Origin of the sequence: Saccharothrix lopnurensis, assembly GCF_042658445.1 — a bacterium.
Taxonomy (GTDB): domain Bacteria; phylum Actinomycetota; class Actinomycetes; order Mycobacteriales; family Pseudonocardiaceae; genus Actinosynnema; species Actinosynnema lopnurensis.
Map to the genome: position 1 here is coordinate 115,950 of NZ_JBHSQO010000005.1, position 14,844 is coordinate 130,793.

The following is a 14,844-nucleotide window of genomic DNA, read 5'->3' on the forward strand; positions in this document are numbered from 1 at the left end:
AGTCTGGCGCACCGGTCTGACAATCGCGCTCACGATTTCCGAAGGGAGTGGTCGGTCCCGGTCATGGCGGACCCGACCGGTCGGTGGCACCGTCGACACCATGCCGACTCGCCGTTCACCGTGGATGACCGAGGACCTGGACCAGCTGCGCGAGCTGGCCCGCGCGTTCTTCGCCAGGGAGGCCGTCCCGCACCAGGAGCGCTGGGCCGCGCAGAAGCAGGTCGACCGGGAGTTCTGGCACAAGGCCGGCGAGCTGGGCCTGATGTGCGCGTCGATCCCCGAGGAGTACGGCGGCGGTGGCGGCACCTTCGCGCACGAGGCGGTGCTGCTGGAGGAGCAGGCGCGGGCCGGCGACAGCTCGTGGGGCAACAGCGTGCACAGCGGGATCGTCGCGCACTACCTCCTCGCCTACGGCACCGAGGAGCAGAAGCACCGGTGGCTGCCGAAGCTCGCCTCCGGCGAGTACGTGGGCGCGATCGCCATGTCCGAGCCCGGCGGCGGGTCCGACCTCCAGAACATCCGGACGCGGGCGCTGCGGCGCGGCGACGAGTACGTGCTCACCGGCTCCAAGACGTTCATCACCAACGGCGCGCAGGCCGACCTGGTGGTGGTGGTCGCCAAGACCGACCCCTCCCAGGGCGCCACGGGCATCTCGCTGCTGGTCGTGGAGACCGCGTCCGCGCCCGGCTTCCGCCGGGGCCGCGTGCTCGACAAGGTGGGGCTCAAGGGGCAGGACACCGCCGAGCTGTTCTTCGACGACGTCCGGGTGCCCGCCGGGAACCTGCTGGGCACCGGCGAGGGCCAGGGGTTCATCCAGCTCATGCGGCAGCTGCCGCAGGAGCGGCTGATCATCGCGGTGGCCTCCGTCGCGGGCATCGAGGCGGCGGTGGACCTGACCCTGGCCTACGTCAAGGAGCGGACGGCGTTCGGGCGGGAGCTGATCAAGTTCCAGAACACCCGGTTCACGCTGGCCGAGTGCGCCACCGAGGCGCGCGTGACCAGGGCGTTCGTCGACGAGTGCGTGGTCGAGCACCTGGCCGGTCGGCTGGACGTGCCCACGGCGGCGATGGCCAAGTGGTGGTCGACCGAGCGCCTGTGCCGGGTGGTCGACGAGTGCGTCCAGCTCTTCGGCGGCTACGGCTACATGACGGAGTACCCCATCGCGCGCGCGTGGGCGGACGCGCGCGTGCAGAAGATCTACGGCGGGACGAACGAGATCATGAAGGAAATCATCGCGAGGTCCCTCTAGGTGGCCGGGCCGCTGGAGGGGCTGGAGGTCGTCGAGCTGGCCGGGCTGGCGCCCGCGCCGTTCGGCTGCATGGTGCTGGCGGACCTGGGCGCGTCCGTGACCAGGGTCGACCGCGTCGGCGGCGCCGCGGCGGTGCCCGGCGACGTGCTCGGGCGCGGGCGCCGGTCGATCGGCGTGGACCTGCGCCGCCCGGAGGGCGTCGACCTGGTGCTCCGGCTGGTCGCGCGGTCGGACGTGCTGGTCGAGGGCTTCCGGCCGGGGGTGGCGGAGAGGCTGGGCATCGGGCCCGCGCAGTGCCTGGCCCGCAACCCGCGCCTGGTCTACGGGCGGATGACCGGGTGGGGGCAGACCGGTCCGCTGGCCGACCGGGCGGGGCACGACATCAACTACATCGCGGTGGCCGGGGCGCTGGAGCCGATCGGCCGGGCGGGCGCGCCGCCGACCGTGCCGCTGAACGTGGTGGGCGACTTCGGCGGCGGCGGGCTGCTGCTGGCGCTCGGGCTGCTGGCCGCGGTGTACGAGCGGGACCGGTCCGGGCGGGGGCAGGTGGTGGACGCGGCGATGGTCGACGGTGCGGCGCTGCTGACCACGTTCCTGCACGGGATGTCGGCGGCGGGGGCGTGGCCGGGGGGCCGCGGCGAGAACCTGCTGGACGGCGGGGCGCCGTTCTACGACGTGTACGAGGCGGCCGACGGGAAGTACGTCAGCGTCGGGGCGCTGGAGGAGAAGTTCTACGTCGAACTGCTGGCGGTGCTCGGGCTGGCCGACGGGGACGTGCCGAGCAGGCACGACCCGGCGAACTGGCCGGCGCTGAGGGCCCGGATCGCGGCGGCGGTGGCCACCCGGACGCGGGACGAGTGGGCGGCGCTGGCGGAGGGGACGGACGCGTGCCTGGCGCCGGTGCTGGCCCCCGGCGAGGCGCCGGGGTACGGGCACAACGCGGAGCGCGGGGCGTTCGTGCGGGTCGGCGGGGTGGCGCAGCCCGCGCCCGCGCCGCGGTTCGACCGGACGCCGGCGGACGTGCCCGCGCCGCCGCCCGTGGTGGGTGAGCACACGGGGGTGGTGCTGGGGGAGCTGGGGTTGACGGCGGAGGAGGTGGCCGAGCTGCGGCGGGCCGGGGTGGTCGGCTGAGGTGCCGGGTGGTTCGGCGGCCGGGTGGTTCGGCGGAGCCCGGGGCCTTCGACGGCCTGCCGAGGTGCCGGGTGCTCGGCGCGCGGGTGGTCGACGGCCTGCCGAGGTGCCGAGGTGCCGGGTGGTTCGGCGGAGTGAGGGGCGTGCCGACCCGGGCGTCCCGGCTGAGCTGAGCCTTCGGTGGCCCTCGCCCGCTCGCCTCACACCACCTCGCGGTGGGGTTCGCCCCGTGGGGTGGCCCCGGTTACCGGGTCCCGTCCGCGTCGTTCCGGGTAATCCGGTCGTTCCGGTCGGTCCGGTGATCGTGAATGGGCGCAAAAAATCACCTGAAGAGGTGATGAAAATAGCGGCGGCCGCCATCGGCCTTTGTCACGCTCGGTGCGTGAGCCGCCGCAAACAGGTGAGGAGCACTACGGACGTGATGGTGTCGCTCAACTCCGGGGTTCGTGCCAGGGGGTGGGCGAGTGCCCGATACCTAGGTGATCGGCAGGACCGCTGGTCCCCTTGATCGTCCGTTCGGGTGACACCAGACGGGGTGAGGGTGCGGTTGTGTGGTCGCCGAGCCTGCCGGTCGGGGGATGCCGGTGGGTTGGAGGTTCGTCATCCGGGTGAATGGGGGACCATGTCGGGTGACGCGACGGGCACGGCACCTGCCGGCCCTGCCTTGTGAACGGACGGAGACCGATCAGTGAACGTCAAGAAGGTGCTGACGCTGGCGGCGGTCGCGCTGGTGCTGTTCCTCCTGATCACCCAGCCGAACGAGTCGGCCGAAGGTGTGCGCACCGGCCTCGGGTGGCTTGAGCAGGGCGCAGAGTCGATCATCACCTTCGTCCGCAGCCTCTTCGCCTAGCCCCCCGGCCGGTCCGCTCAATGCGGTGACGGTCGGTGACATCAGGGCCTCTTCGTTGGACCGTACGGGTGGAATGAGGGCTATAACGCGCTGGTAACAGGGTTTTTGACAAACCGGGGTCTAGCGGTTGTCGGTACCCGCTAATACGGTGCGCTGCATTGGCTGATCTTCGACCGACGAGGAGGCAGAATGGTCGAGGACTCCGGAGTCGACGAGCTGCTGAGGCAGTGGGCGGCTGAGCGCTCGGACGACGCCGAGATGCAGGAGGTGAACCGGATCAAGGACGCGTGGCTCGCGGAAGCCCCGCCCTCTCCGGGAATCCCCGTGCAGCGGGCGAGTGGTGGTCCCCGGGGCCTGGTGCGGGTCGAGTCCGCGGACCCCGCCTACGTGGCGGCGATGCGGAAGCGGGCGCCCGAGGTGCCCGAGGCCCTGCTCGCGGCCGCGGCCAGCTACTGGCAGCTGGTGGGCGACCTGTCCGAGGCGGAGCAGTGGTGGGACGCGGGCATCAGCCCGCTGGACCAGCGCGCTCTGGACTACCGGGCGGCCGGGCTCTCGCCCGCCGACCTCGGTCGTCGGCTCGGGCCGATGACGGTGCTCCAGCACCTGCGTCGGGGGAGTGCGGCGGCCTGGTGCGTGGCCAGGTTGCAGAGGCAACGCCGGGACGGCGTCGCCTAGTCCGATCGAAGAAGGGACGGGCTCCTGTGGTCAGGGAGCCCACGCCCGAGGGACGGGCTCCTGTGGGAGGAGCCCTCGCCCGAGAACCCGACCGGGATCCGCAACCGGATCCCCGGTCCGGAAAACCCGGCCCCGGCCCCACCGACCCGTGCGCGGGTGACTCCGGCAAGACCGGCAAACCCGACCGCCGACCCGGTCCGGCGGGCGAAGTACCCTGGAGGCGTGCCGGGCCTCATCACCCCCAAGCGAGTCGCCATCGCGCTGGTCTGCGTGGCCTCCCTGATCGTGTGCTGCGGTCTCGCCTACTGGCAGTGGGAGCGGTTCTCCCGGGCCGGCGGCACGTTCCAGAACCTCGGCTACGTCTTCCAGTGGCCCCTGTTCGGCCTCTTCCCCGCCTTCATGGTGTGGCGCATCCGCAAGCTGGACGCCCGGCGCAAGGCGGAGGCGGCCGGTTCGCCGACCGACGGCCGACCCGAGGAGCCGGTGGCGGAGCCGGTGGAGCGGGTCGTTACGGTTGGGCCCGTCAGGAGAGCGCGCGAAGACCAGGACGACGAGCTGGCGGCCTACAACCGGATGCTCGCCGAGTTGCACGCGCGGGACCAGCGGTGAGGCAGGGGTAGGGCGATGGACGGCGCGTTGACCAGGTTCCGGTTCATGGCTTACGTGGTCGGTGTCGGCCTGCTGCTGCTCGTGGCCGCCATGTTCGCCAAGTACGTGGGCGACTCCGAGACCATGATGCGGGTCGTCGGCCCGGTGCACGGCTTCCTCTACGCGGTCTACCTGGTGCTGACCGTCGACCTGGCGCTCAAGGCCCGCTGGTCGATCAAGGGCACGGCCCTGGTGCTGCTCGCCGGCACGATCCCGTTCGTGTCGTTCTACGCCGAGCGCAGGGTCGTGGAGGGCGTCCGGACCGGCAAGGCCCTGTGACCAGGGTTGACCGGACCCCCGGGCCCGCCTAGCGTCTGGCGGTACCAACTGAACACGGCCATCGACGTCGAGCGGGAGAGTCCCCGGGCAAGCCGGGGCGCCGAAGGAGCAACTCCTCCCCGGAATCTCTCAGGCACAGCTACCGCCGACGTAGGCAACTCTGGAAAGCAGGCGCCCCTGCGCGCCTCGCCCACGGTGCAAGCCGCCCCACGGCGGCGAAGCTCTCAGGCTCATGACAGAGGGGGAGGCTCACTCGACGAGGAGTCTCCGGTGGACCGTGCCATCCTTCACCCGTGCCCCGCCGACCCGACCGGTCGGCGCTACCGGCATGTCCGCACCCAGGGAGGACCCCGCCCGATGGAAAGCCGCCGCACGCCGCTGCACGCCGAGCACGAGGCGCTGGGCGCCATGTTCACCGACTTCGCGGGCTGGCGGATGCCGCTGCGCTACGACAGCGAGCTGGCCGAGCACCACGCCGTGCGCACGTCGGCGGGCCTGTTCGACCTGACCCACATGGGCGAGATCGTGCTCACCGGGCCCGGGGCGGGCGCCGCGCTGGACCACGCCCTGGTCGGGCACGCCTCCGCGATCGGCGTCGGCCGCGCCCGCTACACGATGATCTGCGAGGCCGACGGCGGCGTGGTCGACGACCTGATCGTCTACCGCCTGGGCGAGCAGGAGTACCTGGTCGTGGCCAACGCCTCCAACGCGGCCGTCGTGCACGGGGCGCTGGTCGAGCGCGCCGCGGGCTTCGACACCACCGTCGAGGACCGGTCCGCGGACTACGCCCTGCTGGCCGTGCAGGGCCCGAACTCCACCGCGATCCTCGCCGGCCTCACCCCCACCGACCTGTCGACGGTCAAGTACTACGCCTCCTACCGGACCGAGGTGGCGGGCCGGCCCGTGCTGCTCGCCCGCACCGGCTACACCGGCGAGGACGGCTTCGAGCTGTTCACCGCCCCCGACGACGCCGCACCCGTGTGGCGGGCGCTGCTGGAGGCGGGCGCGCCGCACGACCTGCGGCCCGCCGGCCTGGGCTGCCGCGACACCCTGCGCCTGGAGGCGGGGATGCCGCTCTACGGCAACGAGCTGGGCCGGGGCCGCACCCCGTTCCACGCGAACCTGGGCCGGGTGGTCAAGCTCGACAAGCCGGGCGACTTCGTCGGCCGCGAGGCGCTGGCCGCCGCCGCAGAGCGGGGCGCGGACACCGCCCTGGTCGGCCTGAAGACCACCTCGCGCCGCGCGCCGAGGCACGGGTACCCGGTGCTGGACGCGGCGGGCGACCCGGTCGGCGAGGTCACCAGCGGCGCCCTGTCGCCGACGCTGGGCTACTCGGTGGCGATGGCCTACGTGGCCGTCGACCACACCCGGCCGGGCACGCCGCTGTTCGTCGACGTCCGGGGCAGGCACGAGCCGGTGGAGGTCGTCGCCCTGCCGTTCTACAAGCGCACCAGCTGACAGGAGAAAGATCCACATGTCCGAGCACTTCACCACGTCCCTCGCGGAGTTCGACCCGGAGGTCGCGAACGCGGTGGCCGCCGAGCTGCACCGGCAGCAGAGCACGCTGGAGATGATCGCCTCCGAGAACTTCACGCCGGTGTCGGTGCTCCAGGCGCAGGGGTCGGTGCTGACCAACAAGTACGCCGAGGGCTACCCGGGCCGCCGCTACTACGGCGGCTGCGAGAACGTCGACGTCGTCGAGCGGCTGGCCATCGAGCGGGTCAAGGAGCTGTTCGGCGCGGGCTTCGCCAACGTGCAGCCGCACTCGGGCGCGCAGGCCAACGCGTGCGCGATGTTCGCCCTGCTCCAGCCCGGCGACACGATCCTGGGCCTGGACCTGGCGCACGGCGGCCACCTGACCCACGGCATGCGGATCAACTTCTCCGGCAAGCTCTACCACGTCGTGCCCTACCACGTGGCCGAGTCCGACGGCCGGGTCGACATGGCCGAGGTCGAGCGGCTGGCCCTGGAGCACCGGCCGAAGCTGATCGTGGCCGGCTGGTCGGCCTACCCGCGCCAGTTGGACTTCGCGGAGTTCCGCCGCATCGCCGACGAGGTCGGCGCCTACCTGATGGTGGACATGGCGCACTTCGCCGGCCTGGTGGCGGCGGGCCTGCACCCCAGCCCGGTGCCGCACGCGCACGTGGTGACCACCACCACGCACAAGACGCTGGGCGGCCCGCGCGGCGGCGTGATCCTGACCAACGAGGCCGACCTCGCCAAGAAGATCAACTCGGCGGTGTTCCCGGGCCAGCAGGGCGGCCCGCTGGAGCACGTGATCGCGGGCAAGGCGGTGGCGTTCAAGCACGCCGCGTCGCCGGAGTTCGTCGACCGCCAGCGCCGCACGGTCGAGGGCGCGAAGATCCTCGCCGAGCGCCTGTCGCGGCCCGACGCGGCCGCGGCCGGGGTGAAGGTGCTCACCGGCGGCACGGACGTGCACCTGGTGCTGGTCGACCTGGTGGCGTCCGAACTGGACGGCAAGCAGGCGGAGGACCGGCTGCACGAGGTCGGCATCACGGTCAACCGCAACGCGGTGCCGAACGACCCCCGCCCGCCGATGGTCACCTCCGGCCTGCGCATCGGCACGCCCGCCCTGGCCACGCGCGGTTTCGGCGCGGCGGACTTCACCGAGGTGGCCGACGTCGTCGCGGCCGCCCTCCAGCCGTCGCCGGACCTGGCGGAGCTGCGGGCGCGCGTGGACGTGCTGGCGGCCAAGCACCCGCTGTACCCGAACCTGTGAGGGCGGTCCGCGTCCCCTGACCCCGGCGCCCGCCACGCAACGCCCTGATCCCCCGGCCAACCCCAGCCGGGGGATCAGGGCGTTCCGCGGTGGACCTCACGCGGCCGGTGCGGTCACCCCCGGCGGCAGGCACTCGACGTTCCGCTTGCCGTTGGGCTGCACCACGAACCACGTGCCGCCGACGCCCTGGCCCTTCCACTGGCCCGGCGCCTCGTCCTTGGCGTAGGTGTAGAGCGGCCAGCCGTCCAGGGTGACCTGCTCGGAACCGTCGGCGCGCTCGACCGTCGACACCAGCTCCGGGTCGACGCCACGGAGCTGCGGCTCGTCGCCGTTGGTCAGCAGCGGCGGCCAGGTGACCGCGCACTGGCCCTCGCAGTTGGACTTCGCCGGGTCCGGCGTGTCCTTGTCGAACCGGTACAGCGTGCGGCCGTCGCCGTCCTGCACGACATCGCCCATGCGCGGCACGCTCTTGCCGACCAGGGTGATCCGCGGACCGGCGGGCGCGGCCTGGGCCTCCGGCGCCGACGCCGCCTCCTCGACCGGGGCGTCCTCGGCCGCGTCCTCCTCGGCTGCGTCCTCCTCGTCCGGGACGGCCTCCTCGCTGGTGGCGGGGGCCAGCGGCGCCTCGTACCCGTCCTGCGCCCCGGCGTCCACCAGTTCGGTCTGCGCCACGGTGGTGCCCCGCAGCACGGTGGTGTTGGACGTCCACACGACCAGCGCGAGCACGGCCACCAGGCCGGCCGCGACGGCGATGGCGACGCGGTTTCGTTGGATCACACTCAACTCCTCCTCGGTCCGTCGATCGCTCCAACGACGATTACGGCCCGGTCACGGCCCCGGTTCAGGTCGGGGCGGAATCCAGGGGTCGGGTGCCGGCCGGGACGACGCCGTTGACGCAACCAGACGGTTGCCATAGTGTCGCAACCGAACAGTTGCAACTGGAGGTTGTCGTGGGCTTTCCCGACCGCATCGAACGCACGCTCGAACTGGCCCACCCGCCGCGCGAGGTGTGGGCCGCGCTGACCACCGCCGAGGGGTTGAGCGGCTGGTTCGGCGAGGAGGCGACGGTCGACCTGCGCGAGGGCGGGGTGATCCGGATGTCGTGGGAGGGCGGCCCCCGGTGCGAGCTGCGCGTGGAGCGGGTCGAGGAGCCGTCGGTGTTCGCGTTCACCTGGCCGGTCTCCGGGCTGCCTGCGGACGACCCCCGTCGCACCTGCGTCGAGTTCCGGCTCGAACCGATCCCCGGCGGCACGCGGCTGCTCGTGGTCGAGGCCGGGTTCGCCCAGCTGGCGGAGGACGACCACGGCAAGGCGTACGACAGCCACGTGGAGGGCTGGACGAACGAGCTGGGCGAGCTGGTCGCCCACCTCGATGCGGCCTGACGCCGAGGCGATCGCCGAGCAGGTGTTCACCGCGCTGGCCGACCCGAGCCGGCGCGGGATCCTGGCCGAGCTGGCCGCCCGCGGACCCGCCACGGCCACGGACCTGGCGGCCCGCCTGCCCATCACCAGGCAGGCGATCGCCAAGCACCTGGCCCTGCTGACCGAGGCCGGCCTGGTGACGGCCGAGCCGGGGGAGCGGCGCCGGGTCCGCTACCGGCTGCGCTCGGCGCCCATGCGCGTGGCCCAGCAGTTCCTGGCCGCGCTGGCCCGCGACTGGGACGGACCGCTCGGCGCGCTGGAGGACCACCTCGACCGGTCCACCCGGACCGACCCGTGACCACCGACCCGAGAGCGAGCACAGGATGAGGACACCACCGATCGTCCCGCCGGCGGAGTGGGAGGCCGCGCGCCAGGCGCTCCTGGTGCGGGAGAAGGAACTCACCCGCGCCCGCGACGCGCTGGCCGCCGAGCGCCGGCGGATGCCGTGGCCGGCGGTCGAGCGGGACTACTCGTTCGACACGGCGCACGGCCCGCGGACCCTCCTCGACCTGTTCGAGGGCCGCCGCCAGCTGATCGTCTACCGCGCGTTCTTCGAGCCCGGCGTGTCCGGCTGGCCGGACCGCGCCTGTCCGGGCTGCTCGCTGGTCGCGGACCAGGTCGCCCACGTCGCCCACCTCAACGCCCGGGACACCACCCTCGTCTTCGCCTCCCGCGCGCCGCAGCCGGACATCGGGCGGCTGAAGGCGCGCATGGGCTGGACGATGCCCTGGCACACCACGACCGACGGGTTCGACGCCGACTTCGGCGTGGCTGAGTGGCACGGCACCAACGCGTTCATCCGCGAGGGCGACCGCGTGTTCCGCACCTACTTCGTCAACAACCGCGGCGACGAGCCGATGGGCGGCACCTGGAGCTACCTCGACCTGACCGCGCTCGGGCGGCAGGAGCGGTGGGAGGACTCGCCCGAGGGCTACCCGCAGGGCCCGCCCTACGAGTGGTGGAACCGGCACGACGAGTACGAGGCCCGCCCCGTCCGCCGCCGACACCGGGCCGGCCACCGAACCACCGGCCGGGTCGGCGACCTGTTGCGGCACCCGCTGAGCGGGGCCGCGGGGCACCCCCACCCCGCAGCGACCCCGCACCGGGCACCGGGGCGGCCGTCGCGTTCGGCGGTCGCCGCGCGGTCCAGGCCATAGGGTGGGCGGGTGGGCAACGAGATCTCCTTCCCGCGCCAACAAGCGCGCACCCAGCGGTTCACCCTCGGCGCACCGCGGACCTTCACCGTCTCACCCGACGGCGCGAAGGTGTACTTCCTGCGCACCGCCGCGGCCACCAGCCGGGCGAACGGGCTGTGGGCCTTCGACACCGCGTCGCGGACCGAGTCGCTGTTGGTCGACCCCGGCGTCCTGCTGACCGACCCCGAGGACCTGTCCCCGGAGGAGCGGGCGCGCCGCGAGCGCAGCCGCGAGCAGGCCGCGGGCCTCGTCGGCTACTCGACCGACGCGGACGCGCGCCTGGCCGCGTTCGCGCTGTCCGGCAGGCTGTTCGTGGTGGAACTGGCCACCGGCGAGGTCCGCGAGCTGCCGGTGGCCGATGCCGTCCTCGACCCCCGGCTGGACCCGACCGGCCGCCGGCTGGCCTACGTCGCCGACGGCGCGCTGCACGTGGTCGACCTGGGGACCGGCGAGGACCGGGCGCTGGCCGCGCCCGACGGCCCCGACGTGACCTGGGGCCTGGCCGAGTTCATCGCCGCCGAGGAGATGGACCGCCACCGGGGCTACTGGTTCGCCCCGGACGGCGAGCGCGTGCTCGCCGCGCGCGTGGACAACTCGCCGGTGCTGCGCTGGCACATCGCGGACCCGGCCAACCCCGCCACCCCGGCGGCCGAGATCGCCTACCCCGCGGCGGGCACGCCCAACGCCGTGGTCGAGGTCGCGGTCCTGGGTGACCGCCGGGTCGACGTGGCGTGGGACCGCGAGGCGTTCCCCTACCTCGTCACCGCGTCGTGGACCTCCCACGGCCGGCCGCTGCTCCAGGTCCAGTCCCGCGACCAGCGCCGCGTCCTGGTGCTCGCGGTGGACGTCGAGACCGGCGCCACCGAGGTGGTCGCGGACGACGCCGACCCGCGCTGGCTGGAGGTCGTGCCCGGCGTGCCGCGCTGGACGCCGGCCGGCGAGCTGGTGCGCGTGCTGCCCGTGGACGGCGCCAACCGCCTCGTGGTCGGGGACCGGGCGTGGACCCCGGACGGCCTCCAGGTGCGCGCGGTGCTCGACGTCGCCGAGGACGGCGTGCTGGTCACCGCCTCCGCGGACGACCCCACGCAGGTCCACGTGCACCTGGTCACCGCCGACGGCGCCACCCGGCTGTCCACTGAGGACGGCGTGCACGGCGCGGCCCGGGGCGGTGGGGTGCTGGTGCTCGTGTCGGCCGGGATGGACCACTTCGGCGCGCGGGTCACCGTGTCCACCGGCGGCGGGATCGGGAGCTCCGCCGAGACGCCCGTGCTGACCCCCGCGGTCCGGCTGCTCACGGTCGGCGAGCGCGACCTGCGCGCGGCCCTGCTGCTCCCGCGCGACCACGTGCCCGGCACGGGGCTGCCGGTCCTGCTCGACCCGTACGGCGGTCCGCACGCCCAGCGCGTCCTCGCCGCCCGCAACGCCTACCTCACCTCGCAGTGGCTGGCGGACCAGGGCTTCGCGGTGCTCGTCGTGGACGGTCGCGGCACGCCGGGGCGCGGGCCCGCCTGGGAGCGCGACATCGCGTTCGACCTCGCGGGCACCACGCTGGAGGACCAGGTGGACGCGCTGCGCGCGGTGGCCGCGATCGAGCCCGACCTCGACGTGACCCGGGTGGGCATCCGCGGCTGGTCCTACGGCGGCTACCTGGCGGCGCTGGCCGTGCTGCGCCGCCCGGACGTGTTCCACGCGGGCATCGCGGGCGCGCCGGTCACCGACTGGCGGCTCTACGACACCCACTACACCGAGCGCTACCTCGGCCACCCGGACGAGAGGCCGGAGGTGTACGACACCAACTCGCTCCTGGCCGACGCGCCGAAGCTGGAGCGCCCGCTGATGATCGTGCACGGCCTGGCCGACGACAACGTGGTGGCCGCGCACACGCTGCGGCTGTCCAGCGCGCTGCTCGCGGCGGGCCGGCCGCACACCGTGCTGCCGCTGTCGGGCGTGACCCACATGACCCCGCAGGAGCAGGTGGCCGAGAACCTGCTGCTGCTCCAGGTCGACTTCCTCAAGCGGGCCCTGGGCTGAGGACGCGGACGGGGGCCGTGCCACCGAGGTGGGACGGCCCCCGTCCGGTCGGGGCCTCAGGCCCGCGAGTGCCGCACCCGGTAGGGCGGGACCGAGTTGCCGCGCAGCGCGAGCTCGTCGATCGTCTCCGGCCGGTACCCGGACCCCGGCAGCCGCTCGACCATCAGCGCGGTCGGGTCGGCCACCTCGTCGGCCCGGCCGAACAGGTAGGCCCACTCGTGCTCGTCCGAGCCGTAGTACGCCACCGTGCCGAACACGTCGGTGAACCGCTGCCACATGCGGACCAGCGTGGCGTTGCGCCACATCGTCTGGCAGCCCGCCTGGGACACCACGACGCCGCCCGGCGTGAGCAGCGCCTTGCACATGCGCAGGAACTCCTCGCCGTACAGGCGGTTGTGCTGCGCCTCCTCCTCGCGCTCGTCCGGCAGGTCCACCAGGACCACGTCGTAGCGCTCGGAGGTGGTGCGGATGTACTCGTACCCGTCGATGTACCGGACGCGGACGGGGCCCTCGCCCTTCTCCGCCAGGGCGAGCTCGTCGAGCGAGTAGCCGTAGGGCAGGTGCTCGGCGCACAGCTTCACGGCCTGCTCGTCGATGTCGATGTGGTCGACCACCGACGCGCCGGCGTCCACGGCCATCCGGCACACCACGCCCTCGCTCGACCCGATGACCAGCACCCGGTCGACGCGGTCCGCGAGCAGCAGCGCGGGGACCATCAGCGCCTCGTGGTAGGTCAGCTGGCTGAACTCGGTGCTCTGCCGGTCGTCGTCGCAGAACAGCGACAACCCCTGGGCGGTGCGGGCGATCACCAGGTGCTGGAACGCCGTGCGCGTGTCGACCACGACCTCGTCGACGTCCCAGTGCCTGGTCATCCCGGCCGCGAGCGGTTCGCGGATCAAGGCTTCTCCTCACCGACGAGCGCGGGCACGCGGGTGCCCCGCTCGATCATGTCCGTCCGCGTGGACGCGGCACCCAGCGCCTCGGCCAGGAGCTGCACCGCGAGCGAGGGCTTGGCGCGCGTGCCGCACGTGAACACGTCCACGAACACCTTGCCGACCTCGGGGTAGGTGTGGATGGACGCGTGCGACTCCGACAACAGGGCCAGCACGGTGACCCCTTGCGGTTCGAACTGCTTGGAGACCACCTCCAGCACCGTGGCGTCCGCCTGGGTGAGCGCTTCGCCGAGCGCGTGCCGCAGGAACCGCTCGTCGTCCAGCAGTTCCGGGCTCACGCCCTCCAACTCGGCCAGCACGTGCTGTCCTGCGAACAAGCCGACCGGCTCGGGCCCGCACGGGAGTTCGGACATCAATCACTCCAAACATCTTCAGGAGTTGCGAGGACAACCTGGAGCGCGCTCATCGCACGCAATAGGTGACCAGCGGCGGGAAGCCGTTGAAGGCCACGGACGAGTAGCTGGCCGTGTAGGCCCCGGCGCCGAGCAGGTCGACGTGGTCGCCGGCCCGGAGGTCCAGCGGCAACTCGTAGCGGGTGTGCTGGTAGAGCACGTCGTCGGCGTCGCACGTGGGCCCGGCCAGCACGACCGGGCCGGCCGGCCCGGTGGGCAGCGGCACGCCGTCGCGGACGCACACCAGCGGGTAGGCGATCGCCTCGCCCTCGGTCTCGGTCAGCCCGCCGTAGCGGCCGACGTCCAGGAAGACCCAGCGCCGCTCGTCCGCGAAGGACTTGCGCGACACCAGCACGACCTCGGAGCGCAGGAGCCCGGACTCGGCCACGACCGCGCGGCCCGGCTCGATCATGACCTCGGGGGAGAAGTCGCCGAAGTGGCGCCTGATCGAGGCGGTGATGGCGCTCGCGTAGTCGGCCAGGGGCGGCGGCTGCTCCAGGTACCCGGCGGGCAGGCCGCCGCCGAGGTTCAGCGTGGTCAGCGGCAGCCCCTCGGCGCGCAGCTTCAGCACGACCCCGGCGGCGTCGGCGATCGCGCCGTCCCACCCGCCCGGGTCGAGCTGCTGCGACCCGGCGTGGAACGCGATCCCGAGTGGAACCAGCTCCAGTTCCCGGCTCAACCGCAGGAGATCCGCCGCCATCTCGGGCGCGCAGCCGAACTTCTTCCCGAACGGGTAGGTGGACCCCTTGCTGTCGACCAGGATGCGCAGCAGCACCGACGCGCCGGGCGCGTGCGCGGCGATCGCCCGCACGTCCTGCTCGCTGTCGGACACGAACAGCCGCACGCCGCGCTCGTGCGCGTAGGCGATGTCCCGGGCCTTCTTGATGGGGTTGCTGTAGGAGATCGAGGCCGGCGCGGCGCCGCGCGCCAGGCACAGGTCGATCTCCGCGGGCGAGGCCACGTCGAAGCACGACCCCTCGGCCGCCAGCAGCTCCACCACCTCGGGCGCCGGGTTGGCCTTCACCGCGTAGAAGATCCCGACCCGCGGCAGCGCGGCGCGGATCGCGGTGAACCGCTCGCGCACCGTCGGGAGGTCGATGACCAGGCAGGGGGTGTCCGGTGGATCTCGGTCCAGGAAACGACGAATACGAGCTGTTGCCTCGTGAAGCCGTTGATCGGCAAAGCTCTTCGTCATCTCGCTAGGGGTCCCCCTCCGCAGCCGTGGACTGGCACGGCCTGACCGTCTTCGGGCACGGCGGTCCACGGTACGCGCTGGAGG

15 protein-coding genes, 1 pseudogene and 2 riboswitches are annotated in these 14,844 nt (G+C 73.1%); of the genes and pseudogenes, 12 read left to right on the forward strand and 4 right to left on the reverse strand.

The features are described from left to right. The first annotated feature begins 100 nt into the window (after positions 1 to 100). From ACFP3R_RS07170 to glyA, 8 genes are all read left to right on the forward strand, one after another. Positions 101 to 1,249 carry an acyl-CoA dehydrogenase family protein gene (locus ACFP3R_RS07170; RefSeq protein WP_380633980.1) on the forward strand — a complete coding sequence of 383 codons (1,149 nt, stop codon included), beginning with the start codon at positions 101 to 103 and terminating at the stop codon, positions 1,247 to 1,249. Continuing rightward, positions 1,250 to 2,380, forward strand: coding sequence for a CaiB/BaiF CoA transferase family protein (locus tag ACFP3R_RS07175; protein WP_380633982.1), 1,131 nt, complete (start codon positions 1,250 to 1,252; stop codon positions 2,378 to 2,380). Between the two features lie 688 nt (positions 2,381 to 3,068). After that, positions 3,069 to 3,230, forward strand: a complete 162-nt coding sequence (locus tag ACFP3R_RS07180) for a hypothetical protein (protein ID WP_380633983.1) — start codon at positions 3,069 to 3,071, stop codon at positions 3,228 to 3,230. A 189-nt stretch (positions 3,231 to 3,419) separates the two neighbouring features. Further along, positions 3,420 to 3,905 carry a helix-turn-helix transcriptional regulator gene (locus ACFP3R_RS07185; RefSeq protein WP_380633984.1) on the forward strand — a complete coding sequence of 162 codons (486 nt, stop codon included), beginning with the start codon at positions 3,420 to 3,422 and terminating at the stop codon, positions 3,903 to 3,905. 222 nt (positions 3,906 to 4,127) lie between these two features. Continuing rightward, the gene (locus ACFP3R_RS07190; RefSeq protein ID WP_380633986.1) at positions 4,128 to 4,514 is read left to right on the forward strand and encodes a hypothetical protein; all 387 of its coding nucleotides are present in this window, start codon (positions 4,128 to 4,130) and stop codon (positions 4,512 to 4,514) included. 15 nt (positions 4,515 to 4,529) lie between these two features. Then, entirely contained in the window at positions 4,530 to 4,832 is a 303-nt protein-coding gene (locus ACFP3R_RS07195) for a DUF3817 domain-containing protein (RefSeq protein ID WP_380633987.1), read from the forward strand. A gap of 62 nt (positions 4,833 to 4,894) precedes the next feature. Beyond that, positions 4,895 to 4,986, forward strand: a riboswitch (glycine riboswitch). A 1-nt stretch (position 4,987) separates the two neighbouring features. Beyond that, positions 4,988 to 5,078: riboswitch (glycine riboswitch) on the forward strand. 111 nt (positions 5,079 to 5,189) lie between these two features. Continuing rightward, the gene (gcvT, locus tag ACFP3R_RS07200) at positions 5,190 to 6,290 is read left to right on the forward strand and encodes a glycine cleavage system aminomethyltransferase GcvT (RefSeq protein ID WP_380633989.1); all 1,101 of its coding nucleotides are present in this window, start codon (positions 5,190 to 5,192) and stop codon (positions 6,288 to 6,290) included. 16 nt (positions 6,291 to 6,306) lie between these two features. Further along, positions 6,307 to 7,572 carry a serine hydroxymethyltransferase gene (glyA, locus tag ACFP3R_RS07205; RefSeq protein WP_380633990.1) on the forward strand — a complete coding sequence of 422 codons (1,266 nt, stop codon included), beginning with the start codon at positions 6,307 to 6,309 and terminating at the stop codon, positions 7,570 to 7,572. A 96-nt stretch (positions 7,573 to 7,668) separates the two neighbouring features. On the opposite strand, the gene ACFP3R_RS07210 is transcribed toward glyA, so the two are convergent. Next, on the reverse strand, positions 7,669 to 8,349 hold the full coding sequence (locus tag ACFP3R_RS07210; RefSeq protein WP_380633992.1) for a COG4315 family predicted lipoprotein: 681 nt from the start codon (positions 8,347 to 8,349) through the stop codon (positions 7,669 to 7,671). 173 nt (positions 8,350 to 8,522) lie between these two features. Here ACFP3R_RS07210 and ACFP3R_RS07215 point away from each other — a divergent pair, with 173 nt between their 5' ends. The 4 genes and pseudogenes from ACFP3R_RS07215 to ACFP3R_RS07230 all read left to right on the forward strand — a co-directional run bounded on the left by ACFP3R_RS07215 (position 8,523) and on the right by ACFP3R_RS07230 (position 12,220). Further along, complete coding sequence (locus tag ACFP3R_RS07215; RefSeq protein ID WP_380633993.1) at positions 8,523 to 8,954, forward strand: SRPBCC domain-containing protein; 432 nt, start codon at positions 8,523 to 8,525, stop codon at positions 8,952 to 8,954. Beyond that, on the forward strand, positions 8,944 to 9,291 hold the full coding sequence (locus ACFP3R_RS07220) for an ArsR/SmtB family transcription factor (RefSeq protein WP_380633995.1): 348 nt from the start codon (positions 8,944 to 8,946) through the stop codon (positions 9,289 to 9,291). The genes ACFP3R_RS07215 and ACFP3R_RS07220 overlap by 11 nt, the downstream gene beginning before the upstream one ends. A gap of 25 nt (positions 9,292 to 9,316) precedes the next feature. Then, positions 9,317 to 9,982, forward strand: a pseudogene (locus ACFP3R_RS07225) (DUF899 domain-containing protein); the annotation flags it as partial. Between the two features lie 177 nt (positions 9,983 to 10,159). After that, on the forward strand, positions 10,160 to 12,220 hold the full coding sequence (locus ACFP3R_RS07230) for a S9 family peptidase (RefSeq protein WP_380633997.1): 2,061 nt from the start codon (positions 10,160 to 10,162) through the stop codon (positions 12,218 to 12,220). 56 nt (positions 12,221 to 12,276) lie between these two features. On the opposite strand, the gene ACFP3R_RS07235 is transcribed toward ACFP3R_RS07230, so the two are convergent. The 3 genes from ACFP3R_RS07235 to ACFP3R_RS07245 are packed head-to-tail and all read right to left on the reverse strand — an operon-like array spanning position 12,277 to position 14,760. Next, positions 12,277 to 13,119, reverse strand: coding sequence for a spermidine synthase (locus tag ACFP3R_RS07235; protein ID WP_380633999.1), 843 nt, complete (start codon positions 13,117 to 13,119; stop codon positions 12,277 to 12,279). Then, positions 13,116 to 13,526, reverse strand: coding sequence for an adenosylmethionine decarboxylase (gene speD, locus ACFP3R_RS07240; RefSeq protein ID WP_380634000.1), 411 nt, complete (start codon positions 13,524 to 13,526; stop codon positions 13,116 to 13,118). Before speD ends, ACFP3R_RS07235 begins: the two co-directional genes overlap by 4 nt. Before the next feature lie 49 nt (positions 13,527 to 13,575). Further along, on the reverse strand, positions 13,576 to 14,760 hold the full coding sequence (locus tag ACFP3R_RS07245) for a type III PLP-dependent enzyme (RefSeq protein ID WP_380634001.1): 1,185 nt from the start codon (positions 14,758 to 14,760) through the stop codon (positions 13,576 to 13,578). Positions 14,761 to 14,844: the final 84 nt, after the last annotated feature.

Coding starts and splice junctions, on each gene's coding strand:
- gcvT (WP_380633989.1), top strand. CDS start 5,190: ATGGAAAGCCGCCGCACGCCGCTGCACGCCGAGCACGAGGCGCTGGGC.
- ACFP3R_RS07195 (WP_380633987.1), top strand. CDS start 4,530: ATGGACGGCGCGTTGACCAGGTTCCGGTTCATGGCTTACGTGGTCGGT.
- ACFP3R_RS07170 (WP_380633980.1), top strand. CDS start 101: ATGCCGACTCGCCGTTCACCGTGGATGACCGAGGACCTGGACCAGCTG.
- ACFP3R_RS07245 (WP_380634001.1), bottom strand. CDS start 14,760: ATGACGAAGAGCTTTGCCGATCAACGGCTTCACGAGGCAACAGCTCGT.
- ACFP3R_RS07220 (WP_380633995.1), top strand. CDS start 8,944: ATGCGGCCTGACGCCGAGGCGATCGCCGAGCAGGTGTTCACCGCGCTG.
- glyA (WP_380633990.1), top strand. CDS start 6,307: ATGTCCGAGCACTTCACCACGTCCCTCGCGGAGTTCGACCCGGAGGTC.
- speD (WP_380634000.1), bottom strand. CDS start 13,526: ATGTCCGAACTCCCGTGCGGGCCCGAGCCGGTCGGCTTGTTCGCAGGA.
- ACFP3R_RS07185 (WP_380633984.1), top strand. CDS start 3,420: ATGGTCGAGGACTCCGGAGTCGACGAGCTGCTGAGGCAGTGGGCGGCT.